Raw genomic sequence first — 24,068 nt, 5'->3', positions numbered from 1 at the left:
CAGCGGGGAAAGAGTGTATTAATGCAGTCTGCCCGATCGATCTCATGCATCGCCGCGCCAGTCGGTGACCTCGGCTCGCGCGAGCGGCACGGGCCCGCGCGTCAGCACGTGGGGAGTTCCCTGGAACCACGCCCCACGGCGGCCCTCACGCGCCAGCTGAGCCAGCCAGTCGCGGTTGCGCGCCGTGGTCTCCGGCGCGGATCGATAGCGCTCGACGTCGAGGGCCTCGACCTCCTGCGGCAGGAGCGCCTCGCCCGTGCGGCTCTCCCGACGGTCGAGCACGACCGCCGGGCCGATGTCCTCGACGGGGATCGCCCAGAACTCCTGGGAGGGCAGCTCCGTGCCCGTGACCTCCCGCCAGGTCCTCCAGAGGGCCTGGGGCCGGATGGGGGACAGCAACACGACCTCCGTCCAGCGGGCTTCGAGCCCGGGGATCCAGGTGTCGCGCAGGCGCCGGCGTGCGGGCGTGCCCTCGTACCCGGCCATGCCTCGCTCGTACGCCTCCGGATCTCTGTGCCGGAGCGCGGCGAGTGGAAGCAGCTCGGGCACTCCGGCGGTCGCCGGGGTGCGGAGGTGGAAGACGTAGCGTCGAGGGTCCATCGCACCATCCTCGCGCCTGCAGGGCCGAGCGGTGAGACGGCCGGGGACGCGCCGCGTCACCTCGCGTACGGCCTCCGAGGCCTCTCACACGCCGGACAGACGCCCCGACGACGAGAGAGGGCCCCGGGATCGCTCCCGGGGCCCTCTCTGCTCGTGTGCGGCTCGGCCGCGCGACGCATGCGGTCAGTTCACTTCGTGGTCGCTGCCGCTCGTGGCCGAGATGAGGTGGTCGATGCGGTGCTGCTCGTGCGACCCGTGGTCGAGGGCGGCGCGCAGCTCCGCGGGGGAGACCGGCTCGATGTAGTCCTTGAAGAAGAACGACGTGGCGCGGGCACGCAGCCCCGAGACGCCCTTGCCGGCCTTGAGCGGGCGGTACTGGTCCGGCGAGACCATGACCCAGCGCTCGTAGTCCGAGAGGGGCTCGTGGATCTCGAGGATCTGCCCGTTCTCCATGCGGACCACCTTCGAGGTCTCCTTGCCGTGCAGCGCGAGCTCGCGCTTGTGGCGCTGGAGCGACAGGCACAGCCGCTTGGTCACGTAGAACGCGATCACCGGCACCACGAAGAAGCCGATGCGGTAGGCCCAGGTGAGGTCGTTGATCGACAGCTGCAGCGCGACGGCCAGGAGGTCGTTGGTCGCGCCCAGGCACAGGATCAGGTAGATCGAGATCCAGGCGACGCCGAGACCGGTGCGCACGGGCGCCTGGTACGGGAAGTCCAGCACGTGGTGCTCGCGCTTGTCCCCGGTGACCCAGGCCTCGATCCAGGGGTACAGGGCCAGGAACGCGAGGAACAGGCCGTAGAACCCGAGCGGGACCAGCATGTTCAAGGAGATCGTGTACCCGAAGATCGTGAACTCCCAGCCCGGCATGAGGCGCAGGCCGCCGTCGGTGAACAGCATGTACCAGTCCGGCTGCGAGCCGGCCGACACGGGGGAGGGGTCGTAGGGGCCGTAGACCCACACCGGGTTGATGGCCGTCGTCGCCGACACGAGCGCGATGATGCCGAACACCAGGAAGAAGAAGCCGCCGGCCTTGGCCGTGTACACCGGGAACAGCGGGTAGCCGACCACGTTGTTGTCGGTGCGGCCGGGCCCGGGGTAGTGCGTGTGCTTGTGCGCCACGAGCATCACCATGTGGATCGCGATGAGGCCGAGGATGGCCGCCGGGATCAGCAGGATGTGGATCGTGAACAGGCGCGGGATGATGTCGTGGCCCGGGAACTCGCCGCCGAAGAGGAAGAACGAGAGGTAGGGGCCGACGAGCGGCATCGCGAGCATGAGGCCCTCGGCGATGCGCAGGCCGTTGCCGGAGAGCACGTCGTCGGGGAGGGAGTAGCCCGAGAAGCCGGCGACCATGCCCAGGATCATGAGCGTGAAGCCCACGACCCAGTTGAGCTCGCGGGGCTTGCGGAAGGCGCCCGTGAAGAACACGCGGAACATGTGCACGAAGATCGCGACCATGAAGAACAGCGCGGCCCAGTGGTGCAGCTGGCGGAAGAACAGTCCGCCCTTGAGCTCGAAGGAGATATGCAGGGTCGACTCGAAGGCCTTGGACATGTGCAGGCCCTGCATGGGCTGGTACACGCCGTCGTAGACGACCTCGTCCATCGAGGGGACGAAGAACATCGTCAGGAAGGTGCCCGAGATCAGCAGGATGATGAAGCTGTAGAGGGCGACCTCTCCGAACATGAACGACCAGTGGTCGGGGAAGATCTTGCGGGCGAAGAACTTCACGAGGCCCGCGCCGCCGACGCGCTCGTCGATCCACCCGCCGCCGACGGCGCCGAGCTTCACGAGGCGGCCCTGCTTCTGGCCGGTCTGGGGAGATGCGGTGTCAGTGCTCGTCACGAAGGATCACTTCTCCTTGTGGATGTCCCAGAAGCTGGGACCGATCGGCTCGGGGAAATCGCCCTTGGCGACCAGGTAGCCCTCGGCGTCGACCTCGATCGGCAGCTGAGGGAGCGGGCGGTGGGCGGGGCCGAAGATGACCTTGGCGCCGTCGGTCACGTCGAAGGTCGACTGGTGGCACGGGCACAGCATGTGGTGCGTCTGCTGCTCGTACAGGGCCACCGGGCAGCCGACGTGGGTGCAGATCTTCGAGAACGCGAGGATGCCCTGGTAGCCGTTGGCGAGGCTCTCCTCGTTCTGGCCGATCTCCGGGTCGATGCGCACGATCACGGCCGCGGCCTTGGCGCGCTCCTCGAGGAAGTCCTCGGTCTCCTCCGTCAGGCCCTCCGGCATGATGTGGAAGATCGAGTTCATCGCGACCTCGGAGGCCTTGATGGGCGTGCCGTCGTGGTCGCGCGTGAGGCGCAGACCGGCCTTCCAGAAGGTGTGGTGCAGCTTGTTGCCGGGCAGCGGGCCCAGCGTGCTCAGCGGGGCGAGCACCGCGATCGGGAGCACGGCCAGGGCGCCCACCATGGCGGTGACGATCAGGGGCCGACGGCCGATCCCGGACTCGTCCAGGCCGCCGGTGATGATGGCGGCTGCCTGCTTCTGCGACGCGGGGTCGCCGCCCAGGTGGTGGCGCTCCTCGACCATCTCGTGATCGGGCATGAGGGTCTTGGCCCAGTGCACGGCCGCGGCGCCGATGAAGAACACGGCGATCGCGAGGCCGAGGCCGGTGAAGAAGTTGTTCCACTTCACGGCGTGCAACGTGCCGGGCTCGGCCAGGAGGTTCGTCCCCATCGGGGTGAAGAGGAAGTACGAGGCCACGAACAGCACCGTGCCCAGGATGGACACGACGAACAGGGCGGCCACGATGCGCTCGGCGCGGCGCTCGGACCGGGGGTCCACGTCGGCCTGGCGCAGCTCGTGCGGGGGCAGGCCCGGGTTGGGGAAGCCCCCGCCCGCGGGCGGCATGAGGGCGGTGACCGCGGGGTCCCGCTCGGTGTCCTGCTTGGTCATCTGATTCCTCGAGCTCACTTGGCCTTCGCCCCCAGCCACACGGCGCAGCCCAGCAGGAGCGCGAGACCGATCGTCCACGCGTACAGGCCCTCGGTCACCGGACCGAGCGAGCCCAGGGACAGACCGCCGGGCGAACCGTTCTCGTCGAGAGCGGTGAGGTAGGCGATGACGTCGCGCTTCTCCTCGGCGGAGATGTTGTCGTCGTTGAACACCGGCATGTTCTGGGGGCCGGTCTCCATCGCCTCGTAGATGTGCTTGGGCTCGACGCCCGTGAGCGGCGGCGCGAACTTGCCGCGCGTCAGGGCGCCGCCGGCGCCCGCCGCGTTGTGGCACATCGCGCAGTTGACGCGGAAGATCTCGCCGCCTTCGGCCTGGTCGCCGAGCGCGGGGTCGACGTCCTCGGAGGTGGGGACGGACGGGCCGGGGCCGAGGGAGGCGACGTACGCGGCGAGCTGCGAGATCTGCTCGTCGTCGAACTGGGCGGGCTTGCGACGGGCCTGGGGGCCCGCGTTCTCCATCGGCATGCGCCCGGTGCCGACCTGGAAGTCGACGGAGGCGGCGCCGACGCCGATGAGCGACGGGCCCAGGGCGTTGCCGTCGGCATCGGTGCGGCCCTCGCCGCCCATGCCGTGGCACGTGGCGCAGTTGGCGACGAAGAGGTCGCGCCCGGCGTCGATGTCCTCCTGCGACGCGCCCTCGGCCTGGGCGGCGCGGGGCTGGAAGGCGACGAAGAGCCCGCCGGTCGCGACGAGCGCGAGCAGCAGGATCACGAGATACGCCATCGGGTGGTGACGGTGCTGGCTGAGAGCCTTCACGGGTCGGACCTCGATTCGTGGAGGAGGGGCGGGGCGATGGGGATGTCGAAGCCGGCGGGGCGCGGTCGGCGAGGACCGCGCGGCCCCGTCAGAAGAACGACCAGTTGAAACCGATGCCGTTGAAGACGGGATCCATGAGGTAGACGACGAAGAACAGGCCGACCCAGACGACGTCGACGAAGTGCCAGTAGTACGAGACGCAGATCGCGCTGACCGCCTCGTGGTGGCCGAAGTTGGTGGCGGTGAACGACCGGGCCAGGACGAACAGGAAGGCGATGAGGCCGCCGATCACGTGCAGGCCGTGGAAGCCGGTGGCCAGGTAGAAGATCGAGCCGAAGGGCGTGGAGGAGAGCGTCACGCCGTTCTCGACGAGCTCGGTGTACTCGAGCGCCTGCCCGGAGACGAAGATCGCGCCCATCACGAAGGTGAGCGTGTACCACTCCACGAGCCCCCAGCGTCGGAGGTTGAGGAGCGAGCCGGTGCGCGAGCGGCGGCCCTCCTCGGCGGCGAAGACGCCGAACTGGCACGTGAAGGAGCTCGCGACCAGGATCGCGGTGTTGGTCATCGCGTACCCGAGCTTGAAGTGCTCGTGACCCTCGTAGAAGACCTCGGGGACCATCGAGTGCAGGGTGAAGTACATCGCGAACAGGCCGGCGAAGAACATCAGCTCGCTCGCGAGCCACACGATCGTGCCGATCTGCGTCGCGTTGGGGCGGCCGATGGTGGGGGCGTGGGCCGCACGCGGAGGGAGGGTCGCTGTAGTCACGTCACTCATTATGTCGTGTCGTCAGATTCGGCGCTCGCGGGACACGACACTCGGGAGCACCGGAGGGGGACGAACCCCGGGGCCTGGCCAGCATATCGGTTCGGGCCAGGGGGCTTGAACCCGGACACGCGTCCGCGAGGAGCACGGATTTTTCTGACACCTTCGCCCTGCGGGGCCGCCTCGAGAGGGCGGGGCCCTGCGATCCCGCGGCACGGACGCCCCGGCGGCGAGGACACGGCGGTGAGCGGGACGGGCCGAGGGCGGGCGCGCCGCGGACGCACGGCCCGTTCGCGCCCCATTGTTGAGATGATGCCGACATGACCGATGCGACCGTCACCTGGCCCCTGCTCGTCGCCCAGCTCGTGCGGCACGAGGATCTCAGCGCCGAGCAGGCCGCGTGGGCGATGAACGAGGTGATGGACGGACAGTCCTCACCCCTCCAGCTCGCCTCGTTCCTGGTCGCCCTTGCCGGCAAGGGCGTGCGCGGGCACGAGCTCGCGGCGCTGGCCGACGCGATGGTGGCCCACGCGGTCCCGCTCGAGGCCCCGGAGGGCTCCGTCGACATCGTGGGCACCGGCGGCGACCTCGCGCAGACGGTCAACATCTCCACGATGGCGGCCCTCGTGATCGCGGGCGCCGGCCACACCGTGGTCAAGCACGGCAACCGGGCGGCGACGTCGAAGTCGGGCTCGGCGGACGTGCTGGAGTCCCTCGGGATCCGCCTGGACCTGCCGCCGCAGGCGGTCGAGGCGATGGCCCATCGGGTCGGGATCACGTTCTGCTTCGCCCAGGTCTTCCATCCCTCGATGCGCTACGCCGTCGAGGCGCGCAAGGGGATCGGCATCCCGTCGGTGTTCAACGTGCTCGGGCCCATCACCAATCCGGGCCATCCGGCTGCCTCGGCGGTCGGGGTGGCCGATGCGACGATGGCGCCGACCGTCGCCGACGTCTTCGCCCGGCGCGGCACCTCGGCGCTCGTGTTCCGGGGCCAGGACGGGCTCGACGAGATCACGGTGGCGGCGCCCACGGACGTGTGGGAGGTGCGCGACGGGCAGGTGCGACGCCATGTGCTCGACCCCGCCGCGCTGCTGGGTCTGCCGCGCAGCCCGCTGGATGCGCTCCGCGGGGGCACCGCCGAGGAGAACGCCCAGGTGGCACGCGATCTCTTCGCGGGAGCGACCGGGCCCGTGCGGGATGCGGTCGCCCTCAACGCGGCCGCGGGCATCCTCGCCGCGCGGACCGCGGAGGCCGCCCGTGCGGGGGAGACGGTCTCCGGCTCGTTCGACGAGCGCTTCACCGGGGCGTTCGCGCGGGCGAGCGAGGCGCTCGAGGCGGGCGAGCCCCGCCGGGTGCTGGCCGCCTGGGCCGAGGCCTCGGCCCAGGCCTGAGCACGGCCCTGCGCGGGGGGGGGCGACGGGGGCGCGCACAGCGCCCGGCGTCCTTCCTCGCCGAGGCTCACTCGCCGAGGGAGAACCCCTCGGCGAGGTCCTGCGAGGAGTACTCGGCGAAGGCGATGTTCGTGGTGGTGTCGAGCACGCCGTCCACCTTGCCGATGTGATCGGCGATGATCGCGGCGAGATCCTCGTGGCGGCGCACCGCGACGACCGCGATCAGGTCCACGTCGCCGGTCACGGAGTAGACCCGCTGGACCCCGTCGACGTCGGCGATCTGCTGGGCGACCTCGGGGATCCGGCTGCTGTCGACGAGGATCGAGACGATGGCGGTGATCACGGGGCATCTCCTGGGAACGGCGGGCGCTGGGATGCGGCCACCCTAGCGCTCCGCGCGGGCCCCGTCCTCGCCGTCTTGGGCCGCGCGGGCCCAGTGCTCCTGGAGCGCCGCCTCGTCGAACCGCGCGCGCACGCCCTGGGACCAGACGCCCTCGCTCAGCACGATCCGCACACCCTCCCCGGCGAGCCAGCCCAGCAGGATCTCGGCCTCCTGGTGATAGCCCTGGCACAGCGGGGCCATGAGCGCCGCCTCCCCGATGCTCGTCGCGGCGAGCACGCGCGCCGACGCCACCGGGTCCCCGTCGGCCGGGACCAGGGCGGAGCCTGCGAAGCGGCCGCCGCGCACGGCGAGCAGCTCCCAGCCGGGCCGTCGCGGCGCGGGCGCCGGGACCGGGCGGGCGGCCACGAGCAGGGGGCAGCGGGAGAGCGCGCGCAGCCGTGAGGCCCGCCGGGCGGCGGCCAGGAACGTCTCGACGAGGGAGCGGAGCTGCGCGGCGTCCTCGTAGCGGCCCGCGGCGGCCAGGCGCCGCATCCTCTCGACGCCGTGGTCGAGGACCTCGCACGGGTCCTCGAGCATCGCACGGCGCAGTCGGGCGTGATGGGCGGCGTCGGTGCGGACGGGGCCGCGCGCCTCGAGGGCGGCCGAGCGCCCCAGGATCGCGTCGGTCAGGAGGCCGCGCAGGGCGTCGACGTCGTGCCGTGAGCGCAGCGGACCGATCTGGGCCGATCCGTCGTCCTCCGTGCGGGCGAGGCGGGCGCCGCGCAGTCCCTCGTGGCCCGGGCCGAGCCGCAGCCACGTCGCCTTCTCGGGGCGCAGGGAGTGCCGGTTGGACGGCGGCTGCTTCTCGGCGATGATGCGCAGCTCCCGGACGGCGGCCTCCGTGGCCGTGGTGCACACGATGGTCCGGATCTCCCGGGCCCTAGGGAGCATGTCGAGCACGCGGCGCCGGGTCTCGGCGGCGGTGAAGTAGGTGCGCACGCGGGTGCGCAGATTCCGGCTGGTCCCGACGTACAGCACGGCGCCGTGCTCGTCGACGAACTGGTAGACGCCCGGTGCCGCCGGCACGGTCTCGGCGAGGTGGCGCTGGCGCTGCTGGGCCGGGCTCGCCCGGCGGTGGGCCCCGGCGAGGTCCTCGAGGGTCGTCATGCCGCGAGGGCCCAGGCGCGCGATGATCGCGTGGAGGACGTCGACGGTCGCGCGTGCGTCCGACAGCGCCCGGTGATCGGGCGTGGTCTCGGCCCCCACGTGCTGGGCGAGCGTGCCGAGCTTGTGGTCGCGCACCTCGTCGCGCCCGAAGGCGAGGCGGGCCAGGCGCAGGGTGTCGAGCACGGTCGGGGAGGGCCATTCGACGTCGATGCGCGCGGCCGAGGAGCGCAGGAAGGCGATGTCGAACCGGGCGTTGTGGGCCACGAGCGCCGCCCCGCGCGAGAACTCGAGGAACATCGGCAGCACGGCCGCGATGTCCGGTGCTCCCGCGACCGTCGCGTCGGTGATGCCCGTGAGCGACGCGATGTAGGCGGGGATCGGGCGGCGCGGGTCCACGAAGGTGCGGAACTCGCCCAGGATCTCGCCGCCGCGGACCTTGACCGCGCCGATCTCGGTGATCGCGTCCGCCGCGGGGTCCGTGCCCGTCGTCTCGAGGTCGACGACGACCATCTCCGCCTCGATGAGCGGGGTGCCCAGATCGTCCAGGCTCAGCTGACGGTGACGGGCGCGGGGGACGACGGCGGACATGGGCGCAGGCTACGACGCGCCCCTGACGAACGGGCGCGCCGGAGACCTCAGGAGCCCGATCCGCCCGAGGCCTCGGGCGGCTTCGAGCCGGAGTAGATGCGGTCGATCACGTCGGAGAAGTCCTTGACCACCACGTTGCGCTTGAGCTTGAGCGACGGCGTGAGGTAGCCGTTCTCCTCGGTGAAGTCCGTGTCGATGATCTCGAACGTGCGGATCGACTCGGCGCGCGAGACCGACGAGTTCGCCGCGTCGATCGCCGTCTGGATCGCCGCGCGCACCGTCTCGTCCTGCGCGGCCTCCGCGACGCTCATCGCGGGGCGCCCGTTGTTCTTCAGCCATGCCGGCAGCATCTCCGCGTCGAGCGTGACGATCGCGGCGACGAACGGCTTCTGGTCGCCCACCACGACGCACTGGCCCACGAGCGGATGCGCCCGGATCTGGTCCTCGAGCTGCGCGGGCGAGACGTTCTTGCCGCCCGCGGTGACGATCAGCTCCTTGGAGCGGCCGGTGATCGAGAGGTTGCCGTCCTCGTCGATGCTGCCCACGTCGCCCGTGCGGAACCAGCCGTCGCGCAGGGCCTCGGCGGTCGCCTCGGGGTTGCCGTGGTAGCCGCGGAACACCATGACGCCCTTGACGAGGATCTCGCCGTTGTCGTCGATCGCGACGGTGCCGCCCGGCAGCGGCGGCCCGACCGTGCCGACCTTGACGTTCCAGGGCAGGTTCACGCACACCGGGGCCGTCGTCTCGGTGAGGCCGTAGCCCTCGAGGATCGTCACGCCGATGCCGCGGAAGAAGTGGGCGAGACGAGCGCCGAGGGGGGCGCCCCCGGAGACCGCCCACGAGACCCGGCCGCCCATGGTCTCGCGCAGCTTGGAGTAGACGAGCCGGTCGAACAGCGCGTGCCTGGCCCGCAGCGCGAGAGGGATGCGGGGCTCGTCGAGGGCCTCGGAGTAGGTGATCGCGGTGTCCGCCGCGGCCGCGAAGATCCTGCCCTTGCCGTCGGCCGTGGCCTTCTGCTCGGCGGCGTTGTAGACCTTCTCGAACACGCGCGGCACGGCCAGCAGGAACGACGGGTGGAAGGACTGCAGATCGCCCACCAGGTTCTTCGTGTCCGGGGTGAAGGCCGTGGTCACGCCCCAGCTCGCGGCGAGCACGACGAGCAGGCGCGCGAACACGTGCGCCATCGGCAGGAACATGAGCATGCGGGTCCCGGGCGGCACCACCATCTGGCCGAGCAGGTCGAGCGCGTTGCGCGAGGTCTCGACGAAGTTGGCGTGGGTCAGCTCGGCGCCCTTGGGGCGGCCGGTGGTCCCGGAGGTGTAGATGATGGTCGCGACGTCCTGGGCCCGGCGTGACGTGCGGGCCGCCTCGAGCTGCTCGTCGTCGATCTCGCGCCCCGCTGCCTTGAGCGCGTCGAGGTCGCCCTGCTCGAGGCACCAGATCCGCTCGAGGGCGGGGAGCTGGTCGCGCACGGAGGAGACGTCCTCGGCATGGCGCACGCTCTCGACGAGCGCGAAGCGCGCCTCGGAGTTGCCGGCGATCCACTGGATCTGGGACGGGGACGAGGTCTCGTAGATCGGGACGGAGACGCCGCCGGCGAACCAGATCGCCCAGTCCATGAGGGTCCACTCGTAGCGGGTGCGCGACATGATCGCGACGACGTCGCCGCTGCGCACGCCCGAGGCGATGAGGCCCTTGGCGACCTCGCGGACCTCGTCGAGGAACTCCGCGACGCCCACGGGCTGCCACGTGTCGGGCGCGGTCGCGCGCTCGAACAGCGGGATGTCGGGGAACCGGCCGAGTCGGTCGGTCACCAGAAGGCTGGTCGCGTTCTCGTCGTCCTGGGCGGAGGCGATGGCCGCGGTGCTGAACTGCTTCACGAGATCTCCTTCGATCTGGTCGGAGGGCGCGCGGACGGGCCGTGAGGCGGCCAGGGGATCCCGCGGCGATGCAGGTCAGTCTACGGGGGCGCGAGCCCTAGCATGGTCTCCGGGCGCGCACCGGCGCGCGTGAGGCTCGACGGAACAGGACGGGACGACATCCATGCTCTCCATCGGAGTGGACATCGGCGGCACCAAGATCGCGGCCGGGGTGGTGGACGAGAACGGCAGGATCATCGCGGGTGCGAAGCGCCGCACCCCCGCCCAGGATCCGGAGCTGCTCGAGCAGGCCGTGGCCGACGCCGTGCGCGAGCTGCGCGAGCAGCACCCGGTCGTGGCGATCGGGATCGGCGCCGCGGGCTTCGTCGACGCGGACCGCCGCACGGTCGTGTTCGCCGCGAACCTCGCGTGGCGCGACCGCGCGCTCGCCGACCATGTCGAGGCGCTCGTGGGCCTGCCCGTCGTGGTCGAGAACGACGCCAACGCCGCGGGCTGGGCGGAGTTCCGCTTCGGTCCCGCCGCCGAGGCCGACACGATGCTCATGATGACGGTCGGCACGGGGCTCGGCGGGGCGATCGTGCTCGACGGGCAGCTGGTGCGCGGCGCCGGCGGCTTCGCCGGGGAGATCGCGCACATGACGGCGGTGCCCGACGGGCAGTGGTGCGGCTGCGGCAACCGCGGCTGCCTCGAGCAGTACACGTCCGGCACGGCGATGGTCCGCAGCGCGAGGGCGGCCGCCGCGACGGGCGACCCCCTGCTCGAGCCGCTGCTGGCCGCCGCGGGCGGGGACGCGAACGGCATCGACGGCCCCCTCATCACACGCATGGCGCGCGAGGGCGACCCGGGCGCCCAGCGGCATCTGACGGAGATCGGCGACTGGCTGGGCCGCGGCGCTGCGAGCATCTCCGCCCTCCTGGACCCGGAGATCATCGTGATCGGCGGTGGCGTCTCCGCGGCCGGCGACCTGCTGCTCGATCCGGCGCGCGCCGGCTACGCCCGCACCCTCACGGCCCGTACCCACCGCACGGTGGCGCCCTTCGCGCAGGCCAGCATGGGCAACGAGGCCGGCATGATCGGCGCCGCCGACCTCGCGCGCCACCGCTGAGCACCGGGCCCGGGGCCGATGCGACCCCGGGCGTCTCGCTCAGGCGTGCGCGGCGACGGCGTCGAGGAAGGCCGCCGAGCGCGCGAACAGCAGCGGGGCGTCGTGGTCGAGGGTCGCGACGTGATGGCTGCGGGTGAGGGCGAGACGCTCGACGGCGCCCGAGACGGTGCGTGCGACGAGGTCGCTGCAGCGGGGATCGACCACGTGGTCCTCGACGGAGGTCGCGAGCAGGACGGGACAGCGGACCTCCGCGAGGCCGCGCCGCACCCGGCGCTGGAGACGCCGCATCTGCTCGACCGCCCGCACCGGCGTGCGGTCATAGGCCTCCTCGGCGGCGCCGTTGGCGGTGTCCGAGGCGATCGGCGCGATCGAGGGGACGAGGTGCTGCAGCACCGGCAGCGCGATCGCCTGGGCGCGGGGGAGCGCGACGGCGGGATTGACGAGCACGAGGGAGTCGACGAGGGGAGCGGTCCGGGGGTCCTCGGCGAGGGCGAGCGCGAGCGCGCCGCCCATCGACAGGCCCCCGACCGCGATCGAGCCGTGGCGCGCCGCGAGCCCGTGCGCGGCCTCGCGCACGGCCCCTGCCCACTCCTGCCATGGCGTGCGGGCGAGCTCGCGCCACGAGGCGCCGTGCCCCGGGAGCAGCGGGAGGCTCACCTCCCAGCCGCGTGCCGCGTGGTCCTCGCCCCAGTCCCGCAGCGACTGCGGCGTGCTCGTGAAGCCGTGGCACAGCAGAAGGCCGCCGCGCGGCGCCACGGTAGAGTGTGCCGACCCGTGCCAGGCGCGGGCGCGCTCGCTGAATCCGTTGTCCTTCACCATCGCCACATCGTCGCATCCACGGGCCCTCGGGGCCGCGAGAGGGGCCCTGCCGCATGCTCTACAACGTCTTCAAGCCGGTCGTCGTCCTGCTGCTGCGCCTGATCTGGCGCCCGCGCATCGAGGGCGCCGAGAACATCCCCGACCGCGGCGGCGTGATCCTCGCGAGCAACCATCTCTCGGTGGCCGACACCTACTTCATGCCCGCCCAGGTGCGTCGCACGGTGCATTTCCTGGCTAAGGCCGACTACTACGCGGGCGGCAGCCTCGCCAACCGCGTGCTCGGCCTGTTCCTGCGCAGCATCGGCGTGATGCCCATCAACCGCAACGGCGGCTCCGCCTCCCGGGCCGCGCTCACGACCGGCCTGGCGCTGCTCGCCGAGGGGCGCGTGCTCGGCATCTACCCCGAGGGCACCCGCAGCCCCGACGGCCGGCTCTACCGCGGCAAGACGGGCGCGGCGCGCATGGCGCTCGAGTCCGGGTGCCCCATCGTGCCGATCGCCATGATCGGCGCGTTCGAGGCGCAGCAGGGACGCCGCTTCCTGCCGCACCGCCACCCGCGCATCCGCACCGTCGTCGGCACGCCGCTGGACGCGCGCGCTCTCGCGGACGCCTCGGGCGCCGAGCTCGAGGGGCCCCGCCTGCGCGTGGTCACCGACGCCGTGATGGCGGCGATCCGGGAGCTGTCCGGCCAGGAGTACGTCGACGAGTACGCGTCCGAGGCCAAGCGGCGCCTCGCCGCGCAGACGCGTCCGCGCTGAGCGGAGACGGTGCCCTTGACCTGGCTGGTGATCATCGCTTGACTGGCGTTTGGTCCTTGGTATTCGCAGAGGGGGTTATCTCGTGGCTCAATCATCGTCTCGGGGAACGCTCTCTGTTGTGCTCGAGTCGATCGGCGACGTCATGGGGGAGCGGACGCCCGAGGTGCGGGCGTTCGTGGAGACCCTGAGGGAACGTGACCGTCTGCTCGCTGAGGGAGGGATGGGCGTGACGACCGAGACGCTCGTCGTCGACCTGGTCGGGCTCCTCAGCTCGTTCGAGCTGCGCCTCGCTGCGCTCGAAGCGGATCGGTGAGAGGTGCTGTTGTCCGGGCCATGTCCCGGGGCGCGGGCCGTGCGCCGGCGGGCCCTCCTCATTGCGTACCCTGTGGGACGTGAATCCCCTGCACCACGACCACGTCGCCCACGAGCACGACTTCTCCCTCTCCGCCTCGAGCGCGGAGCTCGATGCCCTCGCCACGTGGCGTGACTCCCCGCGCGTGCAGCAGCCCTCCTGGCCCGACGAGTCCGAGCGCGCGGCCGTCGCCGCCCAGCTCCGCACCGCACCGCCGCTCGTGTTCGCGGGCGAGGCCGACCAGCTGAGCGCGCGCGTGGCCGCGGCGGCACGCGGCGAGGCGTTCGTGCTCATGGGCGGGGACTGCGCCGAGACCTTCGCGGAGTCCACGGCCGACCGGATCCGCAACAAGATCCGCACCATCCTGCAGATGTCGGCCGTGCTCACCTACGGCGCGTCGATGCCCGTCGTGAAGATGGGGCGCATGGCGGGACAGTTCGCCAAGCCCCGATCGGGCGACACGGAGACTCGGGACGGCGTGACGCTGCCCTCGTACCGCGGCGACGCCGTCAACGGCTACGAGTTCACCGAGGCCTCGCGCACGCCCGACCCCCACCGTCTGTGGAGGATGTACACGACGAGCGCATCGACCCTCAACCTGCTGCGCGCGTTCACGACCGGCGGCTTCGCGGACCTGCGCGAGGTGCACGCCTGGAACCAGGGCTTCATCTCGGGGCCCGGCTTCGACCGCTTCGAGTCGCTCGCGCGCGACATCGACCGGGCGGTGCGCTTCATGGCCGCGTGCGGCTACGACTTCGACGCCCTGCGCTCGGTGGAGTTCTACGCCGCGCACGAGGCTTTGCTGCTGGACTACGAGGAGGCGCTGTCCCGGATCGACTCCCGCACGGGGCAGATCTACGACTGCTCGGGCCACTTCCTGTGGATCGGCGAGCGCACCCGTCAGCTCGACGGCGCGCACGTGAACTTCATGGCGCGGGTCAACAACCCGATCGGCGTCAAGCTGGGCCCCGGCACGTCCGTCGACGACGCCCTGCGGCTCATCGACCGCCTCGACCCGGAGCGCCGCCCCGGGCGCCTGACGTTCATCACCCGGATGGGCGCCGACAAGATCCGGGACCGCCTGCCCGCCCTCGTCGAGGGCGTGCGCGACGCCGGGGCGAAGGTCGCGTGGGTGACCGACCCCATGCACGGCAACACGATCACGTCGTCCAACGGCTACAAGACGCGGCGCTTCGAGGACATCCTCGACGAGGTCACGGCCTTCTTCGAGATCCATCAGGAGCTGGGCACCATCCCGGCCGGTCTGCACATGGAGCTCACGGGCGACGACGTGACCGAGGTGCTCGGCGGGACCGGCTCGATCGACGAGGTCGGGCTCGAGCGGCGCTACGAGACGCTCGTGGACCCGCGCCTGAACCACCAGCAGTCGCTCGAGCTCGCGTTCCTGGTCGCGGAGATGCTGTCCCAGCGCTGACGGCGCCGACACCGCCCGAGGAGGGTGGGACCGATCCCGAGGGCCGTGGGGGCCGTGCCCCTGCGGCCCTCAGAACACCTTGATGGTGATGGTCGAGCCCTTGGCGGCCTGGCTGCCGCCCGCGCTCGACTGCTCGTAGACGAGCCCGAACACCGGGTCGCCCTTGTCGTGCACGACCTTGACCGTGAAGCCGGCCCCCTCGAGGGTCGAGGTGGCCTCGGCCTCGGGGCGCTGGAACACGTCCGGCACGGTCACCATCTCCGGGCCCTTGGAGACCACGATCCCGATCGTGGCGCCGGGCCGGGCGGTCCCGCCCGGGGGGTCCTGGGAGATCACGGCGCCCTGGGCGACGGTGGGGGAGAACGACTCGGTGACCCGTACCCGGAAACCCTGCGCGGCGAGCGCGGACTGGGCGTCGGCCGAGGTCTTGCCCGTCTGGTCGGGCACCGCGACGGGCTCGGGGCCGCGGGAGACGACGACGTGCACCTCGCCGCCCTCGGGCAGGGTGGCGGCCTCCGCGCTCTGGGAGACGATGCTGCCCTTGGGCACGGTCGCGTCGTACGCGGGATCGTCCTCGACGAGGGTGAGACCCGCCGCCTCCACGCTCGCGCGGGCGTCGTCCAGGGTCGCGCCGCGCACGTCGGGCACCGTGAAGGTCTGCTCGCCGCGCGAGACCAGCAGGGTGACGGCGTCGCCCCGCTTGAGCTCGCTCCCCGCGTTGGGGGTGACCGTCACGACGTGCCCGGCGGGCACGTCGTCGGAGTAGGTCTCGGCGGTGCGGACCGTGAGGTCCCGTGCCTCGAGCGCCGACTCAGCCTCGGACAGGGGGGCCCCCACCACCGAGGGCACGGCCCGGTCGCCGCCGGGCCCCTCGGTCGCGTACCAGCGCACGGAGGCCCACACCCCGCCCGCGAGCAGCGCGAGCACGGACAGCGCCGCGACGGCGCGCACGGCGAGCGGGCTCCGGGTCGCCCCGCGCGGCAGGTGGCGGCCGCGGCGCGGGGAGGGCGGCCGCAGGGCGACCACGCGCGTCGAGGCGTCCGGGTCCTCCGCGACGGGCTCGGGGGCCGCCTCGGCGGGGAAGGAGCGGGCGGGTGCGTCCTCGAGCAGGACGGCGTCGTCGAGCGCCGAGGTCAGATGCGGCACGTCCTGGGTGCCGTTGCGCTCGGCGACCAGGGGCGGCGCGTCGAGCACGGCGGCGGGGAGCGTCGCGGCGAGGTCCTCGAGCGCCTCGAGCAGCTCGTAGGCGTCGCGCGGCCGCGAGGCCGGCGTGCGAGCGCAGCACCAGGTCACGAGGGAGTCCAGCTGGCGGGGGACCGAGGGCGTGCGCAGCGACGGCGCCGGCATGTCCTCGTGCACGTGCTGGAAGGCGACGTGCACGGGCAGCTCGCCCGTGTGCGGCTGGACGCCGGTGAGCATCTCGTACAGGACGACGCCGAAGGAGTAGAGGTCGCTGCGCTCGTCGCTCTGCCCGCGCGTGACGACCTCGGGGCTGATGTAGGCCACGGTGCCCAGCAGCGTCGCCGACGTCGACGACGTGGAGCTGCCGATCGCGCGGGCCAGGCCGAAGTCGGCGACCTTCACGCGGCCGTCCTCGGCCAGCAGGATGTTCTCCGGCTTGATGTCGCGGTGGATGATGCCTGCGCGGTGCGCGGCCTGGAGGGCCTGGGCCACGGCGATCGAGATGCGCAGCGCCTCGCGCACGGTGAGGGCTCCGGTCCGGGACAGCTCGGCCCGCAGCGTCTCGCCCTCGATCAGCTCCATGGCCAGGTAGACGCGGTCGGCGTCCTCGCCCTGGTCGAACACGGACACGACGCACGGATGCGACAGGCGGGCGGCCGAGCGGGCCTCCCGGGTGAAGCGGGCCAGGAACTCCGGGTCCGCCGCGAGATGGGGGTGCATGATCTTGAGCGCGACGGTGCGGTCCAGCCGCTCGTCGTGTCCGCGATAGACCGTGGCCATGCCGCCGCGCGCGACGAGCTCCTCGACGCGATACCGACCGTCGAGGAGCAGGCCGATGTCCGGGGAAGCCGTCGGCGCGAAGCTCACGAGCCCGAGTCTAGGGTCGCCCGCGCGCGCCGCCGATGACCGACACACTCCCGGGCGGGCGTGAGACGCGTCGCCTCCGCCCCGTGAACCGTGCGGCGCCGTGCGGGCGGGCATGGCACCCTGGTGCCGTGACTGACGTGGATGAACTGGTGGGTACCTGGCTGACGCTCCCCGATGCGGCCGAGCAGCTCGGGGTCGAGACCTCGCGGGTGCGCCGCCTGATCGACGAGGGACAGCTCGTCGCGGTGCGCCGCGGCGATCCCGTGGTGCGCTCGGTGCCGGCGGCCATGATCATGGACGGCGAGATCGCGCCGCACCTGGCGGGCACGATCACCGTGCTGCGCGACGCGGGATTCGGCGACGAGGAGCTGCTCGAGTGGCTCTTCACGGCCGACGAGACGCTCCCGGGCCGCCCGATCGACCAGCTGCGCCAGGGGCAGCGCGGCGAGGTGCGTCGTCGCGCCCAGGCGCTCGCCTTCTGACCCTCGCCGGATCTCCCCCCCGCCTCACTCGACGGCGATGCCCTCGAGCGTCGTGGCCGAGCGGGCGAGCGCGGCGAGGCCGTCACGCGCCGCGGGGCTGATGTCCTGCGACCGCGCGAGCACCTCGAGGGCACGACGTCCGTCGGCCTCGACCATGCCCGCGACCGCGCGCACCGCGCCGGTGTCGCGGAGGATGCCGCGCACGGCGGCGACCTCGACCTCGCTCGCGTCGGCACGGCCGATCGCGGCGTCCAGGATGGCCCGCTGGGCGGGGTCGGCGGCCGCCTCGGCACGGGCCAGCAGCACCGTGCGCTTGCCCTCGAGGATGTCGCCGCTCGCGGACTTGCCGGTCGTCCGCTCGTCGCCGACGACGCCCAGCAGATCGTCGCGCAGCTGGAACCCGCGGCCGGCCGCCTCGGCGTAGTCCGCGAGATCGGCGAGCAGGCGCTCGCCGGCGCCCTGGAGCGCCGCGCCCATGAGCAGCGGGCGCAGCACGGTGTAGGGGACCGTCTTCCAGCGGATCACGGCCAGGGCGGCGTCCTCGGCGTCGGGACGGGAGTCGTAGCCGCCCGCCTGATGGAGGATGTCGAGGTACTGCCCCGTCATCACCTCGGTGCGCAGCAGGTCGAACTGGCGCCGCGCGGCGCTGCCGCCGTCGACGTCGAACGCCTCGTCGGCGAGCTGCCCCGCCCAGGCGAGCGCCATGTCGCCGAGCACGATCGCGACCCCGATCCCGTGGTCGTCGCTGTCGCCCCGCAGGGAGCGCCGGCGGTGCTCGAGGGCGGCGGCGACGTGCACCGCGGGCCGTCCCCGGCGGGTCGGGGAATGATCGATCACGTCGTCGTGGAGCAGGGCGGCGGCCTGGACCAGCTCGATCGCCGCACCGAGCGTCCACAGACGGCGCCGGTCCTCGGGATCGGGCACGCGCACGGCGACGCCGCCCCAGAAGCAGAAGCGGGGGCGCAGCAGCTTGCCGCCGCTCAGGTAGCGCTCGAGCACGTCGACGAGCCCCGCCGCCTCGGGGGCGATGTGCGCGAGCTCCGCGCGGCGCTCGCCGAGGGCGCGCGCGAGCACGGCCTCGACCTCGTCGGCGAGATCGACGTCGAGGGCGGCCGGGCGGGATCGGGGATCGTCGGCGGACATGGGGCTCCTGAGGGTGGATCGGGTTCCGGTGCACCCTCGCGCCGCGTTCCCTCCACAGGGCGCGCACGACGGGGTCGACCTCGACGTTATCCCCAAACGGGGCCGTGAGGTGGCGGTCGCCGCCGCCCCGCCGGGAGCATCCCGTCATGACCGCACGCGACGCCCGTCCCTCCCGCCCCCACGACACCCCGCCGAGGGCGCGCACGCTCCGCGCCCTCGACCCGACCGAGCTGCTGGCCCAGATCACCCTCGGGCTCCAGGACGCACCGCGGGACAGCCTCGCGCTGGTCGGGCACCGCGATCGCTGCGAGGTGGTCGTCACGACCCGCTCGGAGCTGTGGCCGCTCGCCGGCGAGGACGCCGCGGCGACCCTCGACCATCTGATCGGCCTCCTGCGCCGCGAGGGCTGCACGGGCGCCTTCGGCCTCGTCGTGCTCGGTGACGGCCGCGGACCGGCGGGCGACGCCTCTCCAGCCGGCCCCGCCCCGCTCGGCGGTCCCGTCGAGGAGCCGGCGGACGAGGCGGCCGGCATCCGTCTGGCCGTGCGCGTGCTCGTCGCCGCGCGCACGGAGGGCTTCGACATCCCGGAGCTGTGGGTGCTCGCGCACGGCCGGGCGCGCGAGGTGGTCGTCTCCGTCCCCGCGGGCCCGCTCGAGCCGGGCACCCCGATCGACATCGGGATCTCCGATCCCGTCGCGCTGGGCGACGTGGGGTCCACCCTCGTGGCCGCCGAGTCCGTCCTCGCCGGGGAGCAGCACCGGGTGGACGGCCGCACCGCCGTCGCGCCCCTGCGCTCGCTCCTGCTCGCGGGAGCGGGACGCGCCCAGCCGCGGCCTCTCCCGCGCCCCGCGATCACCGAGACGTGGAACATCGCCCGCGCGAGCCTGCGAGCCCTCGACGGCCCGGTCGGGACGGGGGACCCGGAACGATGGATGACGGCGTGTGAACACGTGCGGTCCTTCGTCGTCGACCTCGCGAGCCCGCCTCGACGCGACGACTTCCTCGTGCGCCTGCTCGGTCGCGGCCAGGACGCGGCCGCGCTCGCCGACGGCGATCTCACGCGCCTCGTCGAGGACCCTCGATGCCGCCCCCACGAGAGCATCCGTGCAGGTGGGGCCTGGTACGAGGCCCTGCGCGAGATGGAGGCGGTCACGCGCCCGGCGGTGGCCGGCAGCGCCGACGAAGGTGACGCGGAGCTGCGCGCCGGCTGGGCGAACCTGGCCACCGTGCTCGCCCTCGCCGCGTGGTGGAACCATCGCTTCGCGACGGCCGGGGCTCTCACGGACGAGGTGCTGCACGCGGTCCCCGACCACTCTCTGGCACGATTGGTCGCTGTCATGGCGGCAGGACCCGTGCAACCGGGCTGGGACCCGCGGCCATCGACCTGAGGATCCCAGGAGGTGCTGCGCGGTGACGGCTGTCCGATCCACCTCCGGTCGACCGCCCCTCCCGGTCAGCGGCGCCTGGCGCGAGGGGGACCCGGTCGGACATCGACGCTTCGCCGGCATCGGCGCCCTCGCGCTCGAGTCCGGCGCCGTGCTCGACCCCGTGACCGTCGCCTACGAGACCTGGGGCGAGCCCGCGGCCGACGGGTCCAACGCCGTCCTGATCCTCCACGCCCTCACGGGCGACTCCCACGTGCGGGGCCCCGCGGGCGACGGGCACCCCTCGGCGGGCTGGTGGGAGGACCTCGTCGGGCCCGGCCTGCCGATCGACACCGACCGCTGGTTCGTCGTCGTCCCCAACGTCCTGGGCGGCTGTCAGGGGACCACGGGCCCGAGCTCGAGCGCGCTCGACGGCCGTCCCTGGGGCAGCCGCTTCCCCCGCCTGACCGCACGCGACCAGGTGGCCGCCGAGCACGCGCTCATGGAGCATCTGGGCATCGAGCGCTGGGCCCTCGTGGTGGGCGCCTCGATGGGCGGCATGCGCGCCCTCGAATGGGCCGTCACCCACCCCTCGCAGGTCGACCGGCTCGCCGTGATCGCGAGCTGCGCCGCCGCGAGCGCCGACCAGATCGCCTGGAACAGCGCCCAGGCCGCCGCGATCCGCATCTGCGACGGCTTCCGCGGCGGCGACTACTACGACGCGCCCGACGGATGCGGCCCGCAGCAGGGCCTCGGCGTGGCCCGGCGCATCGCCCACACGACCTATCGGACGGCCGCCGAGCTCGAGGACCGCTTCGCCAACCGCACCCAGGAGGATGCCGACCCCCTCGCGCCGGGCACGATCTTCCAGGTCTCGAGCTACCTCGACAACCACGCCGACAAGCTCGCCCGACGCTTCGACGCCAACTCGTATCTCGTGCTCGTCGGCTCGATGGACACCCATGACCTCGGGCGCGGGCGCGGCGGCGTGGCCGCCGCCCTGGCCCGCGTCGGCGCCCGCACGCTCGTGGTCGGCGTCGACACCGACCGCCTGTTCCCCCTCGCGATGAGCGAGACGATCGCCGAGGGGATCGACGGGGCCGACTTCCACGTCATCCACTCGCCCGTCGGCCACGACGGCTTCCTCGTGCCCTCGCCGCCGCTCGCCGGGTGGATACGAGGGCTCCTGTGCGACTAGCCTCACACCCGGACGGCCCCGTGACGGGCGGGCCCGCCGCCGAGCCGTGCCCGCTCCGAGGGCAGGAAGAGAGACCATGAGCGTCGTCGTCGCCTATTCGCCGTCCGAGCAGGGACGCCACGCGCTGCGCGCCGCGGTGCGCGAGTCCCGCGCCCGCGATCTGCCGCTCGTCGTCGCCTCCCACTCCTACATCGACTCCGAGGGCACGCGCACCGGGGCGGGGGAGGACGCCGTGCGCCGTGAGCTCGGCGGCCTCGAGGGCGCCGACGCCCCCTCCACGCTGCGGATCCGCTGCTCGGCCGACGAGGGCGTCGACGAGTTCCTGCTCGGCGTCGCCGAGGCCGAGGCCGCCGATCTGCTGGTCATCGGGCTGCGGGCCAAGTCGCGGACCGGCAAGCTCAACCTCGGCACGGCCGCCCGGCGCGTCGTGCTCGGCGCGCCGTGCCCCGTCCTGGCCGTCAAGGGCTCCGCCGGGGCGTGAGCCCCTCGGGCCCGGCGATCCCGCCGCGCGTCGGGGAGGGAATACTCCGGGCGCGCGGACGTTATAATTGTCGAGCTTGCCGCCGGGCCGACCCGACCGCATGAGCGCCCACGCCCCTCGCGGGACCAGCCCGCGACCCTGCGCCATGCCCGTGCCGACCCCGGAGCGGTCGAGCCGAGCTCCGACCACCGATCGCCCGAGCAAGACGGACCGCCGCGCACCGCGGTCTGCCGGAAGAAGGAACTGCGTGACTGCCTCCTCGAAGACCTCTGCCACGGCCGAGCCCGCCGTGGACGTCGAGAAGAAGACCGCCTCGACCCCGCGCACCGCGACCAGGAAGCCGGCCGCCAAGAAGGCCCCTGCCGCCGCGGCCAAGAAGACCACCTCCGCGCGCTCCACGGCCGCCAAGAAGAAGGCGACCAAGGCCGCGTCCGTCGACGACGAGCGCGACGAGAACGCGGAGGAGGAGACCGAGTCCACCACCTCGGAGGGGTCGACCACGACCGAGGAGACCGAGGGCGAGACCTCGGGCTTCGTCGTCACCGCCGCCGAGGACGACTCGCCGGCCCAGCAGGTCGTCACCGCCGGTGCCACCGCGGACCCGGTTAAGGACTACCTCAAGCAGATCGGCAAGGTCGCTCTGCTCAACGCCGCTCAGGAGGTCGAGCTCGCCGAGCGCATCGAGGCCGGCCTGTACGCCGAGCAGAAGCTCAAGCAGGACGAGTCGCTCAAGAAGACCAAGGCGGGGCGCGAGCTCGCGATCATCGCCGAGGACGGCCGGGCCGCCAAGGACCACCTGCTCGAGGCGAACCTCCGCCTCGTCGTCTCGCTCGCCAAGCGCTACACCGGTCGCGGCATGCTCTTCCTGGACCTGATCCAGGAGGGCAACCTCGGCCTCATCCGCGCCGTCGAGAAGTTCGACTACACCAAGGGCTACAAGTTCTCGACCTACGCGACGTGGTGGATCCGCCAGGCCATCACGCGCGCCATGGCCGACCAGGCCCGCACCATCCGCATCCCCGTGCACATGGTCGAGGTCATCAACAAGCTCGCCCGCGTCCAGCGGCAGATGCTGCAGGACCTGGGTCGCGAGCCCACGCCCGAGGAGCTCGCCAAGGAGCTCGACATGACCCCCGAGAAGGTCGTCGAGGTCCAGAAGTACGGCCGCGAGCCGATCTCCCTGCACACCCCGCTGGGCGAGGACGGCGACAGCGAGTTCGGCGACCTCATCGAGGACTCCGAGGCCGTGGTCCCGGCCGACGCCGTGAGCTTCACGCTCCTCCAGGAGCAGCTGCACTCGGTGCTCGACACGCTCTCCGAGCGCGAGGCCGGTGTCGTCGCCATGCGCTTCGGCCTCGAGGACGGCCAGCCCAAGACCCTCGACGAGATCGGCAAGGTCTACGGCGTGACCCGCGAGCGGATCCGCCAGATCGAGTCCAAGACGATGTCCAAGCTGCGCCACCCCTCGCGCTCGCAGGTGCTGCGCGACTACCTGGACTGACACGAGCCCGGACGGCGGGCCCGGACTCCTCGGAGTCCGGGGCCGCCGTCGTCCCGCGAGAGACCCGAGAGACAGGGAGGACCGTCATGGCCCAGAGGACCCTGCGGATCCGCCGGGTCGGTCTCGAGGACCTCGCCGCGCACCGTCGGCTGCGCCTGGAGATGCTCGCCGCCGATCCCGACGCGTTCTGGGCGCGGCGCGAGGACGTCGCCCGCTGGTCCGACGAGCGGTGGCGCGAGGACATCCGCGGGCCGCGACTGCACCTGCAGGCACGTGTCGGCGACGAGGTGCAGGGCGGGATCGCGGTGCTGCCCGAGGGCTACACGGCCGAGCACACAATCGCGCCGGACGAGGCGATCCTGGTGTCGCTGTGGGTGCGACCCGCGGCCCGCGGCACCGGCATCTCGACCGCGCTCCTGCGCGGCGCCCGCGACCTGGCCGTGTCCCTCGGACGCCCCCGTCTGCAGCTCGAGGTCGACGAGCGCAACACGGCCGCGCGCCGGATGTACGAGCGCGTCGGCTTCCGCGACACCGGACGGCGCGAGCCGCGCGACGGGCACGACAGCCGGTGGGTCGAGTACATGGCGCACGCCGACCACCTCGCCCTGGGCTGATCCGGCCGCCCGCCCCGGACACGACGAGACCCCGCACCGGCACGGTGCGGGGTCTCGTCAGCTCCCGGCAGGGCCCGGGGGAGCGGCGTCAGTCGTCGATCGGCTCCGGCTTGCGGTGCAGGCGATCGGTCTCGTCGATGATCTCGGCGGCCATGGGACGCAGGGCGTCCTCGTGGGCACGCGCGTGATGAGCGCAGAAGAGGAGCTCGCCGCCGGCGTTGAGGACCACCTTGACGTACGCCTGGGCGCCGCAGCGGTCGCACCGGTCGTGACTCGTCAGTCGGGGGGCTTCGAGCGTCATGTTCATGAGGCCATTCAAACAGAGCGCGGCGCG

Annotated in this window: 23 protein-coding genes; 11 read left to right on the top strand and 12 right to left on the bottom strand. The window is 72.7% G+C overall.

Annotation, left to right across the window (positions count from 1 at the left end; translation table 11 throughout):
* Positions 1 to 42: 42 nt before the first annotated feature.
* The 5 genes from BRM3_RS12995 to ctaE all read right to left on the bottom strand — a co-directional run bounded on the left by BRM3_RS12995 (position 43) and on the right by ctaE (position 5,097).
* On the bottom strand, positions 43 to 600 hold the full coding sequence (locus tag BRM3_RS12995; protein WP_263593724.1) for a hypothetical protein: 558 nt from the start codon (positions 598 to 600) through the stop codon (positions 43 to 45).
* Between the two features lie 183 nt (positions 601 to 783).
* The gene (gene qcrB, locus BRM3_RS12990; protein WP_263593723.1) at positions 784 to 2,448 is read right to left on the bottom strand and encodes a cytochrome bc1 complex cytochrome b subunit; all 1,665 of its coding nucleotides are present in this window, start codon (positions 2,446 to 2,448) and stop codon (positions 784 to 786) included.
* 6 nt (positions 2,449 to 2,454) lie between these two features.
* Complete coding sequence (gene qcrA / locus BRM3_RS12985) at positions 2,455 to 3,507, bottom strand: cytochrome bc1 complex Rieske iron-sulfur subunit (RefSeq protein WP_263593722.1); 1,053 nt, start codon at positions 3,505 to 3,507, stop codon at positions 2,455 to 2,457.
* A 14-nt stretch (positions 3,508 to 3,521) separates the two neighbouring features.
* Positions 3,522 to 4,322 (bottom strand): cytochrome bc1 complex diheme cytochrome c subunit, encoded by an 801-nt coding sequence (gene qcrC / locus BRM3_RS12980; RefSeq protein ID WP_263593721.1) that lies wholly within the window; start codon positions 4,320 to 4,322, stop codon positions 3,522 to 3,524.
* Positions 4,323 to 4,410: 88 nt separating this feature from the next.
* Positions 4,411 to 5,097 (bottom strand): aa3-type cytochrome oxidase subunit III, encoded by a 687-nt coding sequence (gene ctaE / locus BRM3_RS12975; protein WP_263593720.1) that lies wholly within the window; start codon positions 5,095 to 5,097, stop codon positions 4,411 to 4,413.
* A gap of 308 nt (positions 5,098 to 5,405) precedes the next feature.
* On the opposite strand from ctaE, the gene trpD reads away from it, so the two are divergent.
* The gene (gene trpD, locus BRM3_RS12970) at positions 5,406 to 6,476 is read left to right on the top strand and encodes an anthranilate phosphoribosyltransferase (RefSeq protein WP_263593719.1); all 1,071 of its coding nucleotides are present in this window, start codon (positions 5,406 to 5,408) and stop codon (positions 6,474 to 6,476) included.
* A 67-nt stretch (positions 6,477 to 6,543) separates the two neighbouring features.
* Here the strand turns inward: trpD and BRM3_RS12965 are convergent, their stop codons facing one another.
* The 3 genes from BRM3_RS12965 to BRM3_RS12955 are packed head-to-tail and all read right to left on the bottom strand — an operon-like array spanning position 6,544 to position 10,433.
* Entirely contained in the window at positions 6,544 to 6,819 is a 276-nt protein-coding gene (locus BRM3_RS12965; protein WP_263593718.1) for an Lrp/AsnC family transcriptional regulator, read from the bottom strand.
* Positions 6,820 to 6,861: 42 nt separating this feature from the next.
* Positions 6,862 to 8,553, bottom strand: coding sequence for a DEDD exonuclease domain-containing protein (locus tag BRM3_RS12960; RefSeq protein ID WP_263593717.1), 1,692 nt, complete (start codon positions 8,551 to 8,553; stop codon positions 6,862 to 6,864).
* A gap of 47 nt (positions 8,554 to 8,600) precedes the next feature.
* The gene (locus BRM3_RS12955) at positions 8,601 to 10,433 is read right to left on the bottom strand and encodes an AMP-dependent synthetase/ligase (RefSeq protein WP_263593716.1); all 1,833 of its coding nucleotides are present in this window, start codon (positions 10,431 to 10,433) and stop codon (positions 8,601 to 8,603) included.
* Positions 10,434 to 10,596: 163 nt separating this feature from the next.
* Between BRM3_RS12955 and BRM3_RS12950 the strand changes: the two genes are divergently transcribed.
* On the top strand, positions 10,597 to 11,538 hold the full coding sequence (locus tag BRM3_RS12950) for an ROK family glucokinase (RefSeq protein ID WP_263593715.1): 942 nt from the start codon (positions 10,597 to 10,599) through the stop codon (positions 11,536 to 11,538).
* Between the two features lie 39 nt (positions 11,539 to 11,577).
* On the opposite strand, the gene BRM3_RS12945 is transcribed toward BRM3_RS12950, so the two are convergent.
* Positions 11,578 to 12,357, bottom strand: coding sequence for an alpha/beta hydrolase (locus tag BRM3_RS12945; protein ID WP_263593714.1), 780 nt, complete (start codon positions 12,355 to 12,357; stop codon positions 11,578 to 11,580).
* Positions 12,358 to 12,410: 53 nt separating this feature from the next.
* On the opposite strand from BRM3_RS12945, the gene BRM3_RS12940 reads away from it, so the two are divergent.
* The 3 genes from BRM3_RS12940 (at position 12,411) to BRM3_RS12930 (ending at position 14,902) form a co-directional block, all read left to right on the top strand.
* On the top strand, positions 12,411 to 13,115 hold the full coding sequence (locus BRM3_RS12940; RefSeq protein ID WP_263593713.1) for a lysophospholipid acyltransferase family protein: 705 nt from the start codon (positions 12,411 to 12,413) through the stop codon (positions 13,113 to 13,115).
* 118 nt (positions 13,116 to 13,233) lie between these two features.
* A complete protein-coding gene (locus BRM3_RS12935) occupies positions 13,234 to 13,428 on the top strand; it encodes a hypothetical protein (RefSeq protein WP_263593712.1) in 195 nt (64 codons plus the stop codon).
* A gap of 88 nt (positions 13,429 to 13,516) precedes the next feature.
* The gene (locus BRM3_RS12930; RefSeq protein WP_396127044.1) at positions 13,517 to 14,902 is read left to right on the top strand and encodes a class II 3-deoxy-7-phosphoheptulonate synthase; all 1,386 of its coding nucleotides are present in this window, start codon (positions 13,517 to 13,519) and stop codon (positions 14,900 to 14,902) included.
* A 69-nt stretch (positions 14,903 to 14,971) separates the two neighbouring features.
* Here the strand turns inward: BRM3_RS12930 and pknB are convergent, their stop codons facing one another.
* Positions 14,972 to 16,951, bottom strand: a complete 1,980-nt coding sequence (gene pknB, locus BRM3_RS12925) for a Stk1 family PASTA domain-containing Ser/Thr kinase (protein ID WP_263593710.1) — start codon at positions 16,949 to 16,951, stop codon at positions 14,972 to 14,974.
* Between the two features lie 128 nt (positions 16,952 to 17,079).
* On the opposite strand from pknB, the gene BRM3_RS12920 reads away from it, so the two are divergent.
* Entirely contained in the window at positions 17,080 to 17,433 is a 354-nt protein-coding gene (locus tag BRM3_RS12920; RefSeq protein ID WP_263593709.1) for an Rv2175c family DNA-binding protein, read from the top strand.
* A 24-nt stretch (positions 17,434 to 17,457) separates the two neighbouring features.
* Here the strand turns inward: BRM3_RS12920 and BRM3_RS12915 are convergent, their stop codons facing one another.
* The gene (locus tag BRM3_RS12915; RefSeq protein WP_263593708.1) at positions 17,458 to 18,576 is read right to left on the bottom strand and encodes a polyprenyl synthetase family protein; all 1,119 of its coding nucleotides are present in this window, start codon (positions 18,574 to 18,576) and stop codon (positions 17,458 to 17,460) included.
* Positions 18,577 to 18,722: 146 nt separating this feature from the next.
* Here BRM3_RS12915 and BRM3_RS12910 point away from each other — a divergent pair, with 146 nt between their 5' ends.
* From BRM3_RS12910 to BRM3_RS12890, 5 genes are all read left to right on the top strand, one after another.
* The gene (locus tag BRM3_RS12910; protein ID WP_263593707.1) at positions 18,723 to 19,964 is read left to right on the top strand and encodes a DUF4192 family protein; all 1,242 of its coding nucleotides are present in this window, start codon (positions 18,723 to 18,725) and stop codon (positions 19,962 to 19,964) included.
* A gap of 22 nt (positions 19,965 to 19,986) precedes the next feature.
* On the top strand, positions 19,987 to 21,138 hold the full coding sequence (gene metX, locus BRM3_RS12905) for a homoserine O-acetyltransferase MetX (protein WP_263593706.1): 1,152 nt from the start codon (positions 19,987 to 19,989) through the stop codon (positions 21,136 to 21,138).
* Positions 21,139 to 21,214: 76 nt separating this feature from the next.
* Entirely contained in the window at positions 21,215 to 21,619 is a 405-nt protein-coding gene (locus BRM3_RS12900; RefSeq protein ID WP_263593705.1) for a universal stress protein, read from the top strand.
* A gap of 145 nt (positions 21,620 to 21,764) precedes the next feature.
* Positions 21,765 to 23,120 carry an RNA polymerase sigma factor gene (locus BRM3_RS12895; protein ID WP_263593704.1) on the top strand — a complete coding sequence of 452 codons (1,356 nt, stop codon included), beginning with the start codon at positions 21,765 to 21,767 and terminating at the stop codon, positions 23,118 to 23,120.
* A gap of 86 nt (positions 23,121 to 23,206) precedes the next feature.
* Positions 23,207 to 23,734 carry a GNAT family N-acetyltransferase gene (locus tag BRM3_RS12890; protein ID WP_263593703.1) on the top strand — a complete coding sequence of 176 codons (528 nt, stop codon included), beginning with the start codon at positions 23,207 to 23,209 and terminating at the stop codon, positions 23,732 to 23,734.
* Positions 23,735 to 23,822: 88 nt separating this feature from the next.
* Here BRM3_RS12890 and BRM3_RS12885 read toward each other — a convergent pair whose 3' ends face one another.
* The gene (locus BRM3_RS12885; protein ID WP_263593702.1) at positions 23,823 to 24,041 is read right to left on the bottom strand and encodes a DUF7455 domain-containing protein; all 219 of its coding nucleotides are present in this window, start codon (positions 24,039 to 24,041) and stop codon (positions 23,823 to 23,825) included.
* Positions 24,042 to 24,068 lie beyond the last annotated feature (27 nt).

It is taken from the genome of Brachybacterium huguangmaarense, from assembly GCF_025725725.1.
Lineage (GTDB): Bacteria > Actinomycetota > Actinomycetes > Actinomycetales > Dermabacteraceae > Brachybacterium > Brachybacterium huguangmaarense.
Note: the sequence above shows the minus strand (reverse complement) of the source record. Positions and strands in the feature narration are given on the sequence as shown.